Genomic DNA, 18,284 nt, shown 5'->3' with positions numbered 1-18,284 from the left:
TCACTCCTAGAAAAGGGCTGCGGGCCTACAGGGCCCGCTCGATCAGGTCCGCGGCGGCGCCCGCCCCTCCCGCCGCCGCGATCTCCCGGCGCATGTCCGCCACGGCGGCGCGGATGTCCCGGTCGGAGGAGACCCGCAGGACGGCCTCGCGCAGCGCCTCCGGAGTGACGGTCTCGCGCGGCAGGTGGACGCCGAGCCGCAGGCGCTCGATCTGCGCGGCGTTGACCCGCTGCTCGGCCATCTGCGGCACCGCGACCAGCGGAACGCCGTAGTGCAGCGCCTCCATCGTGCCGCCCATCCCGGCATGGGTGACGAAGGCGTTCGCCTGCGCGAGCACGGCCAGTTGGGGCACGTGCGGATGCACCTCGACGCTGTCGGGAAGCGGCCCCAGCTCGTCCGGCGGGACGGCGCGGCCGACGGACATCACCACATGCCAGGGCAGCTCGGCGAAGGCCTCGACGCAGGACCGGTAGAACCGGGGCCGCCGGTTGAACTGCGAGCCCAGCGACACCAGCAGCACCGGCCGGTCCTGCCGTGGGGGCTGCCAGGAGCCCTGGTAGGAGCGGTCCCCGAGCGCCGGTCCGACATAGGCGACGCGCCGCGCCATGACCGTGCCGGGCCTGCGCTGGAAGGCGCGCGGGAAGAACGCGACGGCGTGCTCCGGCTGCACGAGATCCTGGATCCGCGCGCTGTCCACCCCGTGTTCCGCGAAGGCGGCCACGAGTTCCGCGAAGCCGGGCACCTGGGGGAGGCCCGGCACGCCGAAGAACTCGGGGACGATGCCGTCGTAGGCGAGGTGGGTGGGCGAGGCCACCACCGTGGGGATCTGCCAGCGCGCGCCCAGCAGCAGACCCGCCAGCCCGTAGACGTCGCACAGCGCCAGATCGGGCCGGTCCCTGTCGTACGCCCTGGCCAGGGCGGGCAGACCGGCCAGCGCCAGCCGGACGACCCGGGCGAACCCCTCGCCCATCTCCTCCGGCGCCTCCGAACCGTCCCCCGTGTCCGGGTAGAACACGGGCTCGGCGCCGGCCGCCTTCACCTGGTGCACGAAGTCCTCGGTGACGGCGTAGGTGACCCGGTGCCCCCGTCGTACGAGCTCCTCGACGACCCCCAGCGTCGGATTCACGTGTCCGTGCATCGGGACGTTGAACACGGCGATGTGCGCGGGATTCGCACGGGTACCAGGCACGACACGTAACTCCTGTCCGGCGCGGAGCCGGTGCGGGGACCAAAAAGGGTGACGGCGCGTCCCAACGCGGACGCGGAGTCCCGATTAAAGGCGCTCGGACACCGCTCCCGACCGCAAACCTGCTGCAGTGTCACCCCATCAGGGAGCCCGCGGGCCCGCGCGTTGACACCCGCGCGAGGCGCGACACGTGACCGCCGGTCGCATCGGCCGTTGGGGGTACAGGACGTCGTCCGCCAGCGGCCGGTCCACGACAGGACCGGTCCTCGACAGGGACGGCCCATGACAGGAGCAGTCTCATGCCCGGATCGCATCTGCCCTTGCTGGAAGAGGGGATGGCCCGCTGGCCGTTCGGCCCGCCCAACGCCGGGATCGCGCTGGACTTCACGGGCGCGCCGCCCGCGCCGGACGAGCTGCGGGCGTTGGTGGAGGAGCGGTGGAAGGCGCTGCCGCGGCTCACCCGGACCCTGGTCGCCCCGGGCGCCCGGCCGGGTCTGGCCTGGTGGACCGGCCGGCACCGCTGGGCCCGCGCGGACGGCCACGAGCTGGGACGACAGGTCGACTGCGTGGACGGCACCCTCCGGGACGCGGTGGGGCGGTGGTTCCACACCCCCTTCCCCGCCGACCGCCCGCCGTGGGGCCTGCACCTCCTGCGGGGCTCGACGCAGGGCGAGTTCTCCCTGCTGTTCCGGATGCACCACAGCCTGCTCGACGGGCGCTCCCTGACGACCCTGCTGCGCTCCCTCTTCGACGACGGCCGGCCCCTGGACGGCGCCGCCTCCCTTGCGGTGCCCGGCCCCCGGCGGCGGACGGCGCGCCCCGCCCCGGCGGCGGGCGGGCCGCCCGGTCTGCTGACCGCGGGGCGCGCCGTGCCCCTGCCGCACCAGGGCCCGCGGGAGCCCGCCTACGCGCTCGTCGGGCTGCGCGCCGACGTCCTGCGGGCGGCGCGGGAAGCCGCCCCGGGCCGTAGGGCGACCACCAACGAGGTGTTCCTGGCGACGGTGTCGGGAGTCCTGCGGTCCCGGCTCCCCGACGGCGGCTCCGGCGCCGGTCCGGACGCCGGTCCCGGCATCGGTCCGGGCACCGGTCCGGGCGTTGCCCCGCGTCCGGTCTGGCTTTCGGTCCCCGTCGACGAACGCCCGGACGACTGCGGGGAGTTCCTCGGCAACGCGTTCGCCAACGTGCGGGTCCCCGCACCGGTGACGCTGGCCGACCCCGCGGCCCGGCTGACCGCCTGCACCGGCCTGCTGACGACCGTCACCCGGGCCCGGAGCACCTCGGAGAGACTCGTCGAGGGCACGCTCGCGGCGCTTCCCGGGGCGACCATGGCGCTGGCCGGCGGCACGATCTTCGCGCCCGCCTACGCCCCGGCCGCCTGCTCCTACGTCCACCTGCGCGAACAGGGCCAGACCCTGGCCGGACGACCGCTGCGCAGCCTGAACATCGTCCCGATGGTGCCCCCGGCCGGCACGGTCACCTTCGCCCTGGGCGGCTGCGCCCAGGGGCACACCCTGAGCGTCGCCACCAACTCGGGAAGCCGGGACGCGACCCTCCTGGCAGAGGCCTTCCTGACCGAGCTCGCCGCACTGGCCGAGCGAGGCCGGGAGCAGACGGCGGACGACGCCGGACGGGGGTGAACGCCGTCAGGCTCGACGGGCGCGAGATGCGAGGCGGTCGGCGAACGCGACGACGAGGCCGCGCAGTTCGTCGGGGCGCTCGACGACGAACGGCCGGTCGAGCGAGGCGAGGAGGGGCGGCAGCCAGTCGAGCCGTTCCGCCCGCAGCCCGACGCGCAGCCAACGCTCGGCCGCCGGACCGCTCGCCGGACCGCTCGCCGGACCTGTCTCCGGACCTGTCTCCGGATCGGCGTCCGGATCGGCGTCCGCCGGGGGCTCCGCCTCTTCCAGGGTCGCCACGGTGGCAGGGAGGCGGGCGCGGATCTGATCGACCGTCGCGTGGATGCGCAAGGTCACCTCGTGGCGGTACTCGGCTGCGGCGAACCCGGACACCACGCGCTGCGCCGGATCGACTCCGGCGGGCGCCTCGAACGAACCGGATAGGGTCCGCGCGGTCGCGATGCGATCGAGCCGGAAGGTCCGGTCCTCGCCGGCCTCGGGGTCCGTGCCCGTGACGTACCACCGGCCCGCATGGGCGACGATCCCATAGGCGTGCAGCCGGCGTTCGCTGCGGCGGCCGTCACGGTCGGTGTATCTGATCGAGAGCGGACGCCGATGGCGGACCGCGTCGGCGACGGTGAGCAGGACCTCGGCGTCCGGGCCGGTGAACTCCCCGGGCGCGGCCGTGAAGGCGAGAGACTCCAGGACGGTGTCGAGCCTGCGGGCCAGGCGGTGGGGCAGCACCCTGCGGATCTTGGCCGCCGCCGTCTCGCCCGCCGTGTCCGCCGTCGTCATGAGCCCCGACCGGCGGCCGGCGAGCAGGCCGAGCAGCACGGCGAGCGCCTCGTCGTCGCTGAACATGAGCGGCGGCAGACGGTACCCGGAGGCGAGCCGGTACCCGCCGTAGCGGCCCCGCACGGACTCCACCGGCACGTCGAGGTCGATCAGCTGGTCCACGTACCGGCGCACGGTCCGCCCGTCCACGCCGAGCCGGGCGGCGAGCTCGGCCATCGTCCGGACGCCGCCCGACTGCAGCAGCTCCAGGAGAGTCAGTACGCGTCCGGTGGGTCGAGACATGTTTCGGAGCCTAACGCGGATAGTGGACCGATTCTGACCACTATCCGTCCTAGTCTGCGGCGTACAGCGACTCCACCGACCTGGGAGAACACCATGGACTTCGTCTCGATCCGCATCGTCACCAGCGACGTCGCACGCCTGGTCGCGTTCTACGAGAAGGCCGCGGGGGTGCCGGCGACCTGGGCCACCGAGGACTTCGCCGAACTCACCACCCCGAACGCCACCCTGGCGATCGCCGGCGCCCGCACCATCGCGCTGTCCGCTCCGGGGTCCGCCCGCCCGGCGGACAACCACAGCGTGATCATCGAGTTCCTCGTCGACGACGTGGACCGCGTGCACGCGGACCTCTCCGTCTTCGTCGCCGACTTCGTCAACGAGCCCACCACGATGCCGTGGGGCAACCGGTCGCTCCTCTTCCGCGACCCCGACGGCAACCTCGTCAACTTCTTCACCCCGGTGACCCCGGCCGCCATCGAGAAGTTCGCCCGCTGAATCCGCACGGGACAGAGCGACCGCCACCGAGTGCGCGCGTACGACGAAGGGCCCCACCGCGAACGGTGGGGCCCTTCGACATCGTGCCCGGTGAGGCACTGGCGGAGGATACGAGATTCGAACTCGTGAGGGTGTGAACCCAACACGCTTTCCAAGCGTGCGCCCTAGGCCTCTAGGCGAATCCTCCGCGGCAAACAATACAAGACGTTGAGGAGTGCTCGCGAACTCGTTCCCCCCGCTCAGATCCTGTAGCCTGTGCGGAGCCCCTCACGCGGCGCTATCTGACTGAACTCCCCCAGGGCCGGAAGGCAGCAAGGGTAGGTCGGCTCTGGCGGGTGCGTGGGGGGCGCTTTGCGTTCACGGGGACCGGGCGGCGGTCGGGCGGGGGCCGGCGGGAACCGGGCGTGGGTCCGATGTCAGCGGTCGCCTATAACCTCGTATGCGTGTCGTCTCTCGCGCTGTACCGCCGCTATCGCCCGGAGTCGTTCGCCGAGGTCATCGGGCAGGAGCATGTCACCGACCCGCTGCAGCAGGCGCTACGGAACAACCGGGTCAATCACGCGTACCTGTTCAGCGGGCCGCGTGGATGCGGGAAGACCACCAGCGCGCGGATCCTGGCCCGGTGCCTGAACTGCGAGCAGGGGCCCACGCCGACGCCGTGCGGAGAGTGCGAGTCGTGCAAGGACCTGGCCAGGAACGGCCCGGGCTCCATCGACGTCATCGAGATCGACGCCGCTTCCCACGGTGGTGTGGACGACGCCCGTGACCTGCGGGAAAAGGCGTTCTTCGGCCCTGCCCGCAGCCGCTACAAGATCTACATCATCGACGAGGCCCACATGGTCACGTCGGCCGGTTTCAACGCGCTGCTCAAGGTCGTCGAGGAGCCCCCGGAGCATCTGAAGTTCATCTTCGCCACCACCGAGCCCGAGAAGGTCATCGGGACCATCCGGTCGCGGACGCACCACTACCCGTTCCGGCTCGTGCCGCCGGGAACGCTGCGGGAGTACCTGGGCGAGGTGTGCCGGCAGGAGGGCATCCCCGTCGACGAGGCGGTGCTGCCGCTGGTCGTGCGCTCCGGCGCGGGATCCGTGCGTGACTCCATGTCCGTCATGGACCAGCTGCTCGCCGGTGCGACCGACGCGGGTGTGACATACGCCATGGCGACCTCCCTCCTCGGTTACACGGAGAGCTCGCTGCTGGACTCCGTCGTCGAGGCCTTCGCCACGGGGGACGGGGCCGCCGCCTTCGAGGTCGTCGACCGGATCATCGAGGGGGGCAACGACCCCCGGCGGTTCGTCGCCGATCTGCTGGAGCGGCTGCGGGACCTCGTCATCCTCGCCGCCGTCCCCGACGCGGCGGACAAGGGGCTGATCGACGCCCCGGCCGACGTCATCGAGCGCATGCAGGCCCAGGCCGGCGTCTTCGGCGCCGCCGAGCTGAGCCGGGCCGCCGACCTGGTCAACGAGGGCCTCACCGAGATGCGCGGCGCCACCTCGCCCCGCCTCCAGCTGGAACTGATCTGCGCGCGCGTGATGCTGCCCGCCGCCTATGGGGACGAGCGGTCCGTCATGGCCCGCCTCGACCGCATCGAGCGCGGCGTGAACTTCTCACCGGGCGGCGCCGCGTCCGGGCAGGGCCCCGTGCAGGGGGCGCCCGCCATGCCGGCGATGGGGTACGTGCCCGGGCCGCAGGCGCACGGCGGCGGCGCCATGGCCGACGACGCGTCGATCCCGCCGGGCGGCGGGGCCGCCGCGGCCCGCGCGGCGGTGCGGGGCCAGGGACCGGGCCAGGCCGCGGCGCCCTCCCCGGCCGTGACGTCCGCGCCGCCCACCGCGCCCGACCACCCCCCGGCCGCTCCCCCCGCGGCCCCTCCGACGCAACCGCCCACACCCACGCCCACGCCCACACCGGTTCCCGCTCCCGCGCCCGCCGCCGCCCAGGCGGTCCCGCCGGCGGACGAGCCTCCCGCCCAGCCCGCTCCGGGCGCCTGGCCCACCGCCACGGCGGTCGGCAGCGGGCGGCGACCGGGCGGCTGGCCCACGGCCGCACCCGCGGGCGGCGGCGCACGGCCCCCGGCGAGCCCGGCCCCCGCCCCCCAGGCGGGTCCCGCGGCCTCGGCTCCGGCAGCCGCCCCCGCGCCGGCGTCGGCGGCCGCGCCCGCCGGGTACGCGCCCCCCTCCGGCGGTCCCGACCCCCGCATGCTCTGGCCCAACATCCTCGAAGCCGTCAAGAACCGGCGCCGCTTCACCTGGATCCTGCTCAGCCAGAACGCCCATGTCGCCGGCTTCGACGGCACGACCCTCCAGATCGGCTTCGTCAACGCCGGAGCCCGTGACAACTTCACGAGCAGCGGCAGCGAGGACGTGCTGCGGCAGGCGCTGGCCGAGCAGTTCAACGTCCAGTGGAAGATCGACGCGGTCGTCGACCCGTCCGGCGGTTCGGGCCCCTCGCCGTCCGGCGGCTTCAGCGGCGGCGGTGGCGGCGGCTTCGGCGCGGGCGCTCCCGGCGGCTACGGGACACCCGGCGGGTCCGGTGGATCCGGCGGCCCCGGCAACGCGGGCGGTTACGGCAGTCAGGGCGGCTCCGCGGGCTCCGGCGGTTCCGTCGGCTACGGGGGGCACGGCGACGGCGGGACGGCGAACCCGTCGGCCTCCTCCTCTTCCCCGGCCTCGGCCGCCGGGCCGGGGGGCGGCGGCCCGGCCCAGCACAGACCCTCCTCGGCGGCGACGCAGTTCTCCGCGCCCGCCGGTTCCGCGCCGGGCCCGTCCCGTCCCCCCGCCCCGGAGCCGGTGGCCCCCGAGGACGACACCCCCGAGGACGACGATCCCGACCTCAACGAGTCCGCCCTCTCCGGCTACGAGCTGATCGTGCGTGAGCTGGGAGCGACCGTGGTGGAGGAGTTCACCAACGAGTAGCGGTCCGGTCGGTCCGGTCGGTCCGGTCGGTTTGGCGGAAGGCCCGGCGGCCGTCGGTGGAACGCCGCGCTCGGAGCGACGCCGCGCTCGGAGCGACGCCGCGCTCGGAAACGGCGTCGCGCTTGGAGGAACGCACAGGGCCCCCGGCCCTGGTCCCTCGGCGGCCCGCACAAAGCGCGCCGCCCGCGCCGGTTAGGCTGACCCCCGTGAACGTCCTCGTCATCGGCAGCGGCGCCCGCGAACACGCCCTGTGCCGCTCACTGTCCCTCGACCCCGCCGTCACCGCGCTGCACTGCGCGCCCGGCAACGCCGGCATCGCCGAGGTCGCCGAGCTGCACCAGGTCGACGCCCTGGACGGCGCGGCCGTCCGCGCGCTGGCCGTCGAACTCGGCGCCGAACTGGTCGTCGTAGGCCCGGAGGCGCCGCTGGTCGCCGGTGTCGCCGACGCCGTGCGCGAGGCGGGCATCCCGGTGTTCGGCCCCTCGAAGGAGGCCGCGCAGCTGGAGGGCTCCAAGGCGTTCGCCAAGGATGTGATGGCGGCGGCCGGTGTGCCGACCGCCCGCTCCTATGTCTGCACCACCGCCGAAGAGGTCGCCGAGGCCCTGGACGCCTTCGGCACGCCGTACGTCGTCAAGGACGACGGTCTGGCCGCCGGCAAGGGCGTCGTCGTCACCGACGACCCGCAGGCCGCCGCCGCGCACGCCGCCGCCTGCGACCGGGTCGTCATCGAGGAGTTCCTCGACGGCCCGGAGGTCTCCCTCTTCGCGATCACCGACGGCGTGAGCGTCGTCCCGCTGCAGCCCGCCCAGGACTTCAAGCGCGCGCTCGACGGCGACGAGGGCCCCAACACCGGCGGCATGGGCGCGTACTCGCCGCTGCCGTGGGCCGACCCGAAGCTGGTCGAGGAGGTCATGGAGACCGTTCTCCAGCCGACCGTCGACGAGATGCGCCGCCGCGGCACCCCGTTCTCCGGGCTGCTGTACGCGGGCCTCGCGATCACCGGCCGCGGTGTCCGCGTCATCGAGTTCAACGCCCGCTTCGGCGACCCCGAGACGCAGGTCGTGCTGGCCCGGCTGAAGACCCCGCTGGCGGGCGTCCTCGCGGCGGCCGCGACCGGTGAGCTCGCCGCCCTGCCGCCCCTGCGCTGGAGCGAGGACGCCGCCGTCACGGTCGTCATCGCCTCGCACAACTACCCCGGCGACCCGCGCACCGGCGACCCGATCACCGGGCTCGCCGAGGTGGCCGCCGAGGACGCCCCGCACGCGTACGTGCTGCACGCCGGCACGAAGCGGGACGGCGACGCGGTCGTCAGCGCCGGCGGCCGTGTCCTGTCCGTCACCGCGACCGGCGCCGACCTCACCGAGGCCCGCGACCGCGCGTACCGGGCGGTCGCGCGCGTCGGCCTCGACGGCTCCCAGCACCGTACGGACATCGCCGCGAAGGCGGCGGCCGACGCGTAACGCGGCTCCCGCCACAGGCCCGGTACCGGACCTCCGGCCGGCGTTCCACCAGGTGTTTCTCAGGCCCCGGGTCACCAGGGCCCTCCGCACGGAGGGTCCAGGGAACCCGGGGCCTGATCGTTGCCCAGCGTCATACACCTTTCCCCAAAGCAATTCCATCGAGTGACGCTCCAGCATCCGGCTGACGGGGGCCGGACCGCCAACTAGGGTGCGGCGCAAGCCTCCCGGCCCTCGTTCCGGCACTTGGCCCACCGGCATTGCGATGTCAGTGGTCGGTGCCACAGTGGGGGAGTGAGCACTGCGAAGACAGCCGGGGGCCACAGGACTGCAGGGAGGGGGTGACGTCCGGTCGTGACCGGTATGGGTGTGGAGGTGGGCGCGCAGGCAGCCCGTGCCCGGGCACTGGCCGTGCTGCGCATCCGCAGCCGGGCGCTGGCCGTCGCGCTGCTGCCCGCGGCAGCCGCCGTGATCCTGGGCGCGGGCGGTGCCACCGGGCACCTCGTGGGCCCGGGCTGGGACAGCGCACGCGCGGTCGTGGGCGCCGTCGCCGCCGTCGTGCTGCTCGCCGCCGCGGTGATCGGGCTGGTCGTCGCCCGGGCCCGGCCCGCCGTCAGCCCCACGGTGGCCGTCGCCGAGGGAGCGGCCCCCGATCTGTACCGGCTGGTCCGCGACCTGGCCGACCGCCTCGACGTTCCCGCGCCCTCGGCGATAGCCCTCACCCCGGACTGCGACAGCTGGCTGGAGGACCGCACCCATGCGGCCCACGGCCCGCCGCCGCCCCGCGACGGCGACGAGATAGCCGGTCCGGGCGGCGCCCACGGACCGCTCCACCGGCGTACGGCGGCCGCGCCCGTCCTCGTCATCGGCTCCCCGTTCCTGTGGTGGATGCGCGTCGGCGAGCTCCGCGCCGTCCTCGCACCGGTCGTGGCCGGCACGGGCCCCTCGGCGCACCCCGACATAGCCGCCGCCCGGCGCTTCGTGCGCGGGCTGGACGCGGCCGTGGCCGTCTGCGCCCACCAGGGCAGCCGGCGGCCCGTCCTGCGGCCCGCGTGTTCGGGCATCGGCTGGGTCGCGCGCCTGATGCTGCGCGGCTGTCAGCTGCACGTCGGCGAGATGGAACGCGGGGTGGCCGCCGCGGCCGCCGAGCGCGCACAGGCTGTGGACTACGGGCTGCGCATCGTCGCCCAGGAACAGGTGGGCCTGGCGTACGCGGGCTGGGACCGGCTGCTCACCCGCGTGGCGCTGCCGGCCTGGCGCATGGGCCGCTGGCCCTCCCGGCTGGACGCGGGAGTCGTCGCGGCGCTCACCGAGCTGTCCCGGCGCGACCGGCTGGCGGAGGGTTTCGCCTCCCGCCTCGGCGAACGCCCCGCCTGCGACCTGCTCGAAGAGCCCGGCACCGTCGACGAGGCCGCCTCGCTGCTCGCCGCCCGACTCTTCCACGGCGGCCCCGCGGAGCCCGGCCCGGACTGGTCCCCGGTGGCCTGGGACGACTACCCGGACGAGGTCGTCGACCGCAAGTGGCGCACCGACGCGGCCCGCCTCCACCGCGTCCTGGACGCCCTCGGCGTCCGCCGCGCCCCCGACCCCGCGACCGTCCGCCACCCCGGCGGCCCCACCCTGGCCAGGGTCCTGGACCACCTCACGGACGGCCTCCCCCCGGCCCCTGGAGCGACGTACGGCACGTCGGACCCGGGCCACCGGCCGGCGGAACAGCCTCCGACGAGCACGGGCCCCTTGGCGGGCACGGGTCCCTCGGCGGGCACGGGCCCCTCGGCGGGCACGCGCCCCTTGACGGGTACGGCCCCGGCGGCGGACAAGGCCCCCAGCCCGAACCCGAATCCGGGCTCCTCGCCCTCCTCCGGCTCCGCGCCCTCTTCCGCCGCCCCGGGGGAGCCCCTCATCCCTCCTGAGGCCGGCCCCGGCCCCGCCCCCGCGGCGGCGTCCACCGATCACCGGGAGACCGCCCCCGACCTCGCGCGCCTGGTCTCCGCCTTCGGCCCCGACAGCGACGGGAACGACGACCCCCCGCCCGCCAACCCCCGCAGCGCCGCGCTGGCCGCCCGGCTCGGCGCCGAGGTCGGCCGGGAGGAGGCGGCGGTCGTGCCCGCGGCCGGCGCCGGGCCGCTCGCCGCCGGTCAGGGGCCCGACTCGGCCCTCTGGGACGACACCGCGTTCCCGCTGTTCCCCCTCCAGCCCCCGCGCACCGACCGGGAGCTCCTCGCCGACCACGTCACGGCGATGGTCTGCTGTGCCGCGATGGACACCGTCGGCGCGACGCCGGGCCTCGACTGGCTCGACGGGCCGACCCTCCTGGTCGACGGCGAGCGGGTGCCCGACCTGACCCCCCGGGTCCTCAGCCTCGTGGAGGACGGCGACGCGGCCCCTCTGCGCACCTGGCTCGTGGAGCTCGGCATACGACCGGAGAAGCCGGTGCGGCTGGGCTGACCACGCCCGGCCGCACCGCCGCCCCGGCCGCACCGCCCCGCTGTCGCAGCCCGCAGCCTTCCACCCCACCACCCGCAGCCTCCCGGAGCTCGAAGCCCGAGGCCCGAAGCCCGAGGCCCGAGGCCCGAAGCCCGAGGCCCGAAGCCCACGGCCCACGGATTACGACCCAGGGCCCCCTGCCCAGTGCACCGCAGGCGTCCGTCCAGCCCCGTCTCGTCCCGCCCCGCGTCCGCCGCCGGGGCTATCGGAGGAGCGAATTCCACTTTCGGCCAATTCGCAACGAATAGTGACTGCCTGCGCGCGTTATGTGATGTGCTGGGATCGATAGAGCCCATGGCAAGGGCTTGCGACATAGGACAGGCCGCACAAGACCGAACACACACGGCGGTCACGTCCGTACGAGCCATCACGGGGGCACGAGGGAGGGGAGCACCATGGGACCCGGACCAGGACCGGAGCACATCCGCCGATGGGAGTCGGGAGCACTGGCCCACGCCGTGACCGACCCCTTCGGCCAGGGCCCGGTGCCCTGGCTGCGCGGCAGCGAGACGTACTTCGACGACACCGGCCAGGTGGTCCCCTGGTACGTGGACCCGGCGGTGCCCGTCGCGGCGCAGGGCGCTCCCCGCATCCCCGGCCCCCGCCCCGCTCCGAGGGCCGGCGGCCCCCGTTCCGCCGACGACGTGGGCCGTCAGATCAAGGGGTTCGTCTCGACGGGCGCGGTCGCTCCCGGGGGCGCCGTCGACTTCCACGTCACCGTCGACCCACCCCAGGAATTCAGCGTCGACGTCTACCGCATCGGCCACTACGACGGCGACGGCGCGGCCAAGATCACCACCAGCCCGCGCCTGTCCGGCATCGTCCAGCCGCCGCCCCTGACCGCCGACCGCACGGTCTCCTGCCACCACTGGTGGCTCTCCTGGCGTCTGCAGGTCCCGTCGTACTGGAACGTGGGCGCGTACGTCGCCGTCCTCACCACCGTCGACGGCTACCGCTCCCACGTGCCCTTCACGGTCCGCGACCAGCACCCCGCCGACCTGCTCCTGCTGCTGCCCGACATCACCTGGCAGGCCTACAACCTCTACCCCGAGGACGGCCGCACCGGCGCCAGCCTCTACCACGCCTGGGACGAGAAGGGCCGTCTCCTCGGCGAGGCCGACGCGGCGACCACGGTCTCCTTCGACCGGCCGTACGCGGGCGCGGGCCTACCCCTGCACGTCGGCCACGCCTACGACTTCATCCGCTGGGCCGAGCGCTACGGCTACGACCTCGCCTACGCCGACGCCCGAGATCTGCACGCCGGTCACATCGACCCCGGCCGCTACCGGGGCCTGGTCTTCCCCGGCCACGACGAGTACTGGTCCACGAACATGCGCAGGACCGTGGAACTCGCCCGCGACAGCGGCACCTCGCTCGTGTTCCTGTCCGCCAACTCCGTCTACTGGCAGGTGGAGTTGGGGCCGTCGCCGTCCGGCGTCCCCAGCCGGCTGCTCACCTGCCGCAAGCGCAGGGGCCCCGGCAGGCCCGTGCTGTGGCGGGAGATCGACCGCGCCGAGCAGCAGCTGCTGGGCATCCAGTACGCGGGCCGGGTGCCCGAGCCGAACCCGTTGATCGTCCGCAACGCCGACCACTGGCTGTGGGAGGCGACCGGCACGGGCGAGGGCGAGCGCATCGAGGGTCTGGTCGCGGGCGAGGCCGACCGCTATTTCCCGCGCACCCCGCTTCCGCGGCACGAGGACCGCATCCTCCTCGCCCACTCGCCGTACCGCGACGGCGAGGGTGTCCTGCGCCACCAGGAGACCTCCCTCTACCGCGCCCCCTCGGGCGCCCTGGTGTTCGCCTCCGGCACCTTCGCCTGGTCGCCGGCCCTGGACCGCCCCGGCCATGTGGACCCCCGGGTCCAGCGCGCCACGGCCAACCTCCTGGACCGCATCTGCAAGCGCGACTGACCCTCTCCGGTCTCGCGTCTCGCGCAACCCCCGCCTGCCCCCGCCCCGCCCCCGTCTACCTCCCGTCCGTCCCCTCGGACCCCGCGCAGCCCCCGTCCCGCCCGCCGTTCCGGGCGGTCCCGCCACCCGGCGTCCCAGATCAATCCTGAACTAAGGGACAATCGATCCTCCAGGTCAGAACCACGGGGAGGAACCGTGTCCGGATTCGTAGAAAAGCCCGAGCCGCTTCAGGTGCCGGGCCTGGTGCATCTGCACACCGGCAAGGTGCGCGAGCTGTACCAGAACGAGGCGGGCGACCTCGTGATGGTCGCCAGCGACCGCACGTCCGCCTACGACTGGGTGCTGCCGACCGAGATCCCCGACAAGGGCCGCATCCTCACCCAGCTCTCCCTGTGGTGGTTCGACCGGCTCGCCGACCTGGTCCCGAACCACGTCCTGAGCACGGAGCCGCCCGCCGGCGCCCCCGCCGACTGGGCCGGACGCACCCTGATCTGCAAGTCGCTGCGGATGATCCCGGTCGAGTGCGTGGCCCGCGGCTACCTCACCGGCTCGGGCCTCGTCGAGTACCGGGAGTCCCGCACGGTCTGCGGCCTCGCCCTCCCCGAGGGCCTGGTCGACGGCAGCGAGCTCCCGGCGCCGATCTTCACCCCGGCCACCAAGGCCGCCGTCGGCGAGCACGACGAGAACGTCTCCTACGAGGAGGTGGCCCGCCAGGTCGGCGCCGACACCGCGGCCCAGCTCCGTCAGGCCACCCTCGCCGTCTACGGCCGGGCCCGCGACATCGCCCGCGACCGGGGCGTCATCCTCGCCGACACCAAGTTCGAGTTCGGCTTCGAGGGCGAGACCCTGGTCATCGCCGACGAGGTCCTCACCCCGGACTCGTCCCGTTTCTGGCCGGCCGACCAGTGGCAGCCGGGCCGCGCCCAGCCCTCGTACGACAAGCAGTTCGTGCGCGACTGGCTGACCTCGGCCGAGTCGGGCTGGGACCGCCACAGCGAGCAGGCCCCGCCGCCGCTGCCCCAGCACATCGTGGACGCGACCCGCGCGAAGTACGTCGAGGCGTACGAGCGTCTGACGGGCACCGCCTGGGTGTGAGCGGACCATGCGAAAGGCCCCGGTCGATGACCGGGGCCTTTTCGATGGAGCGGACGACGAGGCTCGAACTCGCGACCTCAACCTTGGCAAGGTTGCGCTCTACCAACTGAGCTACGTCCGCACTGCGCCGTGGTGAACGTGCCGTGGCGCGACGCCAACTATACCCAACCCCGCTCCCGCGCGATCCGCACCGCCGTGTGCCGGTTCTCCGCCCCGAGCTTGGAGACGGCCGACGACAGATAGTTCCGCACGGTCCCCTGCGACAGCGCGGCCCGCTCGGCGATCTCTGCTACGGGCGCTCCGTCGGCGGCGAGTTCGAGCACCTCCGCCTCGCGCGAGGTCAGCGGCGAGTCGCCGGCGGCGATCGCGTCGGCCGCCAACTCCGGGTCCACGTAACGGTTCCCGGCGTGCACCGTGCGGATGATCTCGGCGAGCCGCTGGGCGCTGACCGTCTTCGGGACGAACCCGCGCACACCGGCCGCAAGCGCCCGTTTGAGATGTCCCGGCCGGCCGTGGCTGGTGACGATCAACGCCCGGCAGCCGGGCAGTTCGGCCCGCAGGGATGTGGCGACCTTCACACCGTCGGCGCCCGGCATCTGCAGGTCGAGGACGGCCACGTCGGGCTCGTGGGCCCGCGCCATCGCCAGCGCCTCCGGCCCGGTGGCCGCCTCGGCGACGATCACCAGGTCGTCCTCCAGGGACAGCAGCGCGGCCAGGGCGCCCCGGATGAGGTGCTCGTCGTCGGCGAGCAGCACTCGCACCGTCATGAAGTGACCTCTCTCACAGCCGTCTTCTCGCTCAGCGGCACCTCGGCGACCAAGCGGAACGTTCCGGTTCCGACGGGCCCGGCCTCCAGTGTCCCGTCGACCCCCCGCAGCCGCTCCCGCAGCCCGGCGAGCCCCGACCCGCCGCCCGCGTCGGCGTGCCCCGACCCGCCGCCCGCGTCGGCGAGCGCCGACCCACCGCCCGCGTCGGCGTGCCCCGATCCGCCGCCCGCGTTGGCGAGTCCCGTCCCGCCGTCCGCGTCGGTGTGCCCCGCCCCGTCGTTCTCCACGGTCAGCACCACGCCTCCCGCCGTCCTTCGCAACGTCACCGAGCATCGGCCCGCGTCTCCGTGCCGCAGCACGTTGGTGGTGGCCTCGCGCACCACCCAGCCGAGCGCGGACTGCACCGCGGCGGGCAGCCCGCCGGGCTCCCCGCTCACCTCGCAGGCGATGCCGGCTGCCGTCAACACGCCCTGCGCACCCGCGAGTTCGACGCCCAGGTCGGCCTCCCGGTAGCCGCGTACGACGTCGCGCACCTCGCGCTGCGACTCCCGCGCTATGCGCTGCACCTCGATCATCTGCTCCACGGCGTCCGGCCGCCCGCGCCGGGCCAGCTGCACGGCCAGCTCGCTCTTCAGGGCGATCACCGCCAGGTTCCGGCCCATCACGTCGTGCAGATCCCGCCCGAACCGCAGCCGCTCCTCGGCGACGGCGAGCCGGGCCCGGGTGTCACGGGCCTCGTCCAGCCGGAAGACGGCGTCGAGCAGCCAGGCCGAGAAGACCGAGGTGAAGGCGAGGACTCCGCCGCCGAGGAACACCGCTGCCATCGCCGCCAGGACGGCAGCGCCGGACAGTCCGAGCGGGAGCGCCACGACCCCCGCGCCCAAGGCGAAGGCGGCGACGACCGCGAGCACCCGCCGCCGTCGGCGCACGCCGAGCGCGGTGAAGCCGGCCCCGAAGGCCAGGACGGCGCCGAGGACGGCGCTCGCGGCGGCGTCGACGCTCTCGTGGTCCGGGCCGTGCTCCGCGACGCCGACCGCGGCGAAGGCGACCGTCGCGGTGACGGCGGCGAAGGTCCACAGCAGCCGGACGGGCCGGGGGCGGCTCCCGCGCGTCCAGTCCAGCGCCCGTGACGCCGTCACCGCGCCGAGCGTGCAGTGCGCGAGCGTCAGCGCCGGCAGCCACAGGCCCAGCCCGGCCGGGAGCCCCCCGACGGAGGGCAGTCCGACCGCCATGAACTCCGCCGCGGCGAAGAAGTGGAACGACCACCGTGTGTACGTCTCGACCTTCGCGGGCGTGCTCTTGCGCCGCCACCATCCCCACGGCCTGCGCATCCGCGCGCCCCCCGTCTCCCCGTGTCCGTGCTCCCGGCGCCGCCGGTGCTCCCCGTGTCCGTGCTCCCGGCGCTGCGTGCCCCTCAGCGCCGGGGTTCCCACCGGAACCACCGCCGTACAGCAAACACCGCCAACGCGGTCCAGGCCAGCGCGGTTCCCACGGCGCCCAGGGCGTCGTGCGCCGACAGGGCGCCGGTCCAGCCGCCGCGTACCAGGGCGATCACCGGGGACAGCGGCAGCAAGGCGCAGGCCGAGGCGAGCCCGTGGGGCATCAGCTCCAGGGGGACGGCCATCCCGGAGCAGGCCATCGACACGAGCACCATCGGCGCCGTGGTGACCTGTGCGCTCTCCACGGTCCGGGTCGCCGCGGCCGTGACCCCCGCGAGCGCCGCGCACATCACCAGGCCGAACAGCAGGCCCAGAACGGCGAGAAGAGGCGCCTTGGGGGCCGGCACGTCCAGCAGGACGGTGGAGCCGGCCACCAGCACCGCCGACTGCACCAGCCCCGTCGCGAGGACCGGCAGCGCCGACCCGCCGAGGATCTCGACGTCCCGCAGCTCGCCGGTGCGCAGCCGCTTCAGCACCAACTCCTCGCGCCGGGCGGTGTAGATGACCGTCAGCGCCGAGTACACCCCGAACAGCAGGGAGAAGCCGATCCCGGCGGGCAGCAGCACCAGGCCGGCGGTCAGCCCGGCGTCCTGGACGTGCATGCCGCCGATGGCCGGGGCGAGGCTGACCGGCAGCGCCAGTGGCATGAGCACGGCCGTGAGGAGTGTGCTCCTGCTGCGGCCGAGCAGCGTCAGTTCGGCCCGCGCGAGGGCGGCCATCCGGCGCGCGGGAGTCGTGACCGCTCCTCGCGCCGCACGGCCGCCCGTGTCCCGCACCGTCACCCCGCTCATGCCGCGGCCTCCTCTGCCTCGCCGGCATCCCCGATCTCGCCGTTCTCGCCGTTCTCGCCGATCTCGCCGATCTCACGGTTCTCGCCGATCCCGCCGGCCGCGGTGTCGCCGGACGCCTCCCGGGCGATCCCCAGGAACGCCTCCTCCAGCGAGGCCGACCGCACGTCGAGCCGGCGCAGCTCGAGCCCGGTCCGCTGCGCCCACACCAGAAGTCCGGTCGCGGCCCGCTGCAGCTGCCGGGTGCGCAGCCGGATGACGCGCCCGTCGAGCTCGTGTCCGCACACGCCCAGCTCGTCCAGCGGCGGCAGATCGCCCGGGAGGTACCCCTCGGGCAGTTCGAAGGCGATCCGGGAGGGCTGGGCGGCGGTCACCTCGGCGGGCGTCCCGGCGGCGGCGATGCGGCCCTTGTGCAGGATGGCCAGCCGGTCGGCGAGGTTCTCGGCCTCCTCCAGGTAGTGGGTGGTCAACAGCACCGTGGTGCCCGCGTCACGCAGGGCGCGCACCAGTTCCCAGGTGTCCCGCCGGCCCTCGGCGTCCAGACCGGTGGACGGCTCGTCCAGGAACAGCACCTCGGGTTCGCCGAGCACCGCGAGCGCCAGGTCCAGGCGCCGCCGCTCACCCCCGGACAGCTGCTTGACCCGCACGTCGGCCCGCGCGGTGAGCCCGGCCAGCGCCAGCGCCCGCCCCACCGGACCGGCGCCGCTCACGCATCCGGCCCACATCCGCGCCGTCTCGGCGACGGTCAGCTCGGAGGGGAAGCCGCCCTCCTGGAGCATCACGCCGGTGCGCGGCCGTACGGCGGCCCGCTCGGTGTACGGGTCGTGGCCGAGCACCGAGATCCGTCCGCCGTCGGGCCGTGCGAGCCCTTCCAGCAGCTCGACCGTCGACGTCTTGCCGGCGCCGTTGGTGCCGAGCAGGGCGAAGATCTCGCCGCGGCCGACGTGGAAGGAGATTCCGCGGACCGCTTCGAACCCGCCCCCGTACACACGCCGGAGGCCGGTGACCTCGATCACGTGTTCATTCGTGTTCATGCCTCCAGGCTCCCGGCGGGC

13 protein-coding genes, 2 tRNA genes and 1 other RNA gene are annotated in these 18,284 nt (G+C 74.5%); 8 read left to right on the top strand and 8 right to left on the bottom strand.

The window, feature by feature from the left end:
• Nucleotides 1-25 precede the first annotated feature (25 nt).
• Complete coding sequence (locus Sri02f_RS31760; protein WP_245970897.1) at nt 26-1,189, bottom strand: macrolide family glycosyltransferase; 1,164 nt, start codon at nt 1,187-1,189, stop codon at nt 26-28.
• Nucleotides 1,190-1,485: 296 nt separating this feature from the next.
• On the opposite strand from Sri02f_RS31760, the gene Sri02f_RS31755 reads away from it, so the two are divergent.
• Nucleotides 1,486-2,823 (top strand): wax ester/triacylglycerol synthase domain-containing protein, encoded by a 1,338-nt coding sequence (locus Sri02f_RS31755; protein ID WP_109004776.1) that lies wholly within the window; start codon nt 1,486-1,488, stop codon nt 2,821-2,823.
• 6 nt (nt 2,824-2,829) lie between these two features.
• Here the strand turns inward: Sri02f_RS31755 and Sri02f_RS31750 are convergent, their stop codons facing one another.
• Nucleotides 2,830-3,879, bottom strand: a complete 1,050-nt coding sequence (locus tag Sri02f_RS31750; protein ID WP_109004775.1) for a helix-turn-helix transcriptional regulator — start codon at nt 3,877-3,879, stop codon at nt 2,830-2,832.
• Between the two features lie 93 nt (nt 3,880-3,972).
• Here Sri02f_RS31750 and Sri02f_RS31745 point away from each other — a divergent pair, with 93 nt between their 5' ends.
• Nucleotides 3,973-4,371 carry a VOC family protein gene (locus Sri02f_RS31745; protein ID WP_109004774.1) on the top strand — a complete coding sequence of 133 codons (399 nt, stop codon included), beginning with the start codon at nt 3,973-3,975 and terminating at the stop codon, nt 4,369-4,371.
• 99 nt (nt 4,372-4,470) lie between these two features.
• On the opposite strand, the gene Sri02f_RS31740 is transcribed toward Sri02f_RS31745, so the two are convergent.
• A tRNA-Ser gene (locus tag Sri02f_RS31740) sits at nt 4,471-4,558 on the bottom strand.
• Between the two features lie 72 nt (nt 4,559-4,630).
• On the opposite strand from Sri02f_RS31740, the gene ffs reads away from it, so the two are divergent.
• The 6 genes from ffs to Sri02f_RS31710 all read left to right on the top strand — a co-directional run bounded on the left by ffs (nt 4,631) and on the right by Sri02f_RS31710 (nt 14,235).
• An RNA gene (gene ffs, locus Sri02f_RS31735) (signal recognition particle sRNA small type) lies at nt 4,631-4,725 on the top strand.
• A gap of 89 nt (nt 4,726-4,814) precedes the next feature.
• On the top strand, nt 4,815-7,286 hold the full coding sequence (locus Sri02f_RS31730) for a DNA polymerase III subunit gamma and tau (protein ID WP_109004773.1): 2,472 nt from the start codon (nt 4,815-4,817) through the stop codon (nt 7,284-7,286).
• Nucleotides 7,287-7,492: 206 nt separating this feature from the next.
• Nucleotides 7,493-8,746, top strand: coding sequence for a phosphoribosylamine--glycine ligase (purD, locus tag Sri02f_RS31725; RefSeq protein WP_109004772.1), 1,254 nt, complete (start codon nt 7,493-7,495; stop codon nt 8,744-8,746).
• Between the two features lie 360 nt (nt 8,747-9,106).
• Complete coding sequence (locus Sri02f_RS31720; RefSeq protein WP_174855749.1) at nt 9,107-11,191, top strand: M48 family metalloprotease; 2,085 nt, start codon at nt 9,107-9,109, stop codon at nt 11,189-11,191.
• A 434-nt stretch (nt 11,192-11,625) separates the two neighbouring features.
• Entirely contained in the window at nt 11,626-13,140 is a 1,515-nt protein-coding gene (locus Sri02f_RS31715; RefSeq protein WP_109004771.1) for a N,N-dimethylformamidase beta subunit family domain-containing protein, read from the top strand.
• A gap of 195 nt (nt 13,141-13,335) precedes the next feature.
• Nucleotides 13,336-14,235 (top strand): phosphoribosylaminoimidazolesuccinocarboxamide synthase, encoded by a 900-nt coding sequence (locus Sri02f_RS31710; protein ID WP_109004770.1) that lies wholly within the window; start codon nt 13,336-13,338, stop codon nt 14,233-14,235.
• A 45-nt stretch (nt 14,236-14,280) separates the two neighbouring features.
• Here the strand turns inward: Sri02f_RS31710 and Sri02f_RS31705 are convergent.
• From Sri02f_RS31705 to Sri02f_RS31685, 5 genes are all read right to left on the bottom strand, one after another.
• A tRNA-Gly gene (locus Sri02f_RS31705) sits at nt 14,281-14,356 on the bottom strand.
• Between the two features lie 37 nt (nt 14,357-14,393).
• Complete coding sequence (locus tag Sri02f_RS31700; protein ID WP_069773560.1) at nt 14,394-15,002, bottom strand: response regulator transcription factor; 609 nt, start codon at nt 15,000-15,002, stop codon at nt 14,394-14,396.
• Nucleotides 14,999-16,333 carry a sensor histidine kinase gene (locus tag Sri02f_RS31695; protein WP_109004769.1) on the bottom strand — a complete coding sequence of 445 codons (1,335 nt, stop codon included), beginning with the start codon at nt 16,331-16,333 and terminating at the stop codon, nt 14,999-15,001. Before Sri02f_RS31695 ends, Sri02f_RS31700 begins: the two co-directional genes overlap by 4 nt.
• A gap of 83 nt (nt 16,334-16,416) precedes the next feature.
• The gene (locus Sri02f_RS31690) at nt 16,417-17,232 is read right to left on the bottom strand and encodes an ABC transporter permease (RefSeq protein WP_109004768.1); all 816 of its coding nucleotides are present in this window, start codon (nt 17,230-17,232) and stop codon (nt 16,417-16,419) included.
• The gene (locus Sri02f_RS31685; RefSeq protein ID WP_109004767.1) at nt 17,229-18,263 is read right to left on the bottom strand and encodes an ABC transporter ATP-binding protein; all 1,035 of its coding nucleotides are present in this window, start codon (nt 18,261-18,263) and stop codon (nt 17,229-17,231) included. Before Sri02f_RS31685 ends, Sri02f_RS31690 begins: the two co-directional genes overlap by 4 nt.
• Between the last annotated feature and the right edge of the window lie 21 nt (nt 18,264-18,284).

Source organism: Streptomyces rishiriensis, assembly GCF_003112535.1.
Classification (GTDB): Bacteria; Actinomycetota; Actinomycetes; order Streptomycetales; family Streptomycetaceae; genus Streptomyces; species Streptomyces rishiriensis.
The sequence above is the reverse complement of the archived record's forward strand: the minus strand, read 5'-3'. Positions and strand labels throughout refer to the sequence as shown.